This window comes from Pseudomonas sp. GW823-FHT06E10 (genome assembly GCF_058794995.1).
Map to the genome: position 1 here is coordinate 1 of NZ_JBXAHJ010000040.1, position 630 is coordinate 630.

Annotated in this window: 1 protein-coding gene; it reads left to right on the forward strand. The window is 63.3% G+C overall.

What is annotated here, in order from left to right; all coding sequences use genetic code 11:
• A partial coding sequence (locus tag AC1Q6Y_RS28040) for an immunoglobulin-like domain-containing protein (RefSeq protein ID WP_492625658.1) occupies positions 1 to 630 on the forward strand: 630 nt, incomplete at both ends.

Genomic DNA, 630 nt, shown 5'->3' on the forward strand with positions numbered 1-630 from the left:
ACCATCGAGGCGGGCCAGACCAGCGGCAGCGTGAACGTGCCGACTGCGGCCAACGACGTCTATAACAACGGCAGCACTGTCAGCACCACCATCACCGGCACCACCGGCGGCAACTTCGAAAACCTGGTGCCGAACACCACGCCGGCCGTGACCACCATCACCGATTCCGTGGACAACACCGGGCTGACCTTGACGGCCACCGGCAACATCACCGAAGGCGGCCAGATCACCTACACGGCGACCCTGAGCAACCCGGCTGGTACGCCGATGACCGTGACCTTGAGCAACGGCTCGGTCATTACCATCGAGGCGGGCCAGACCAGCGGCACCGTGAACGTGCCGACTGCGGCCAACGACGTCTATAACAACGGCAGCACCGTCAGCACCACCATCACCAGTACCACCGGCGGCAACTTCGAGAACCTGGTGCCGAACACCACGCCGGCTGTGACCACCATCACTGACTCGATTGACACCACCACGGTGACCCTGACCGCGACCCCGAGCGTGGACGAAAACGGCACCATCACTTACACCGCGACCTTGACCGATACCCAGGGCAAACCGGTCACCGCACAAAACGGTCCGGTCACCGTGACGTTGGACAGCGGCAAGGTCATCACCATCGCC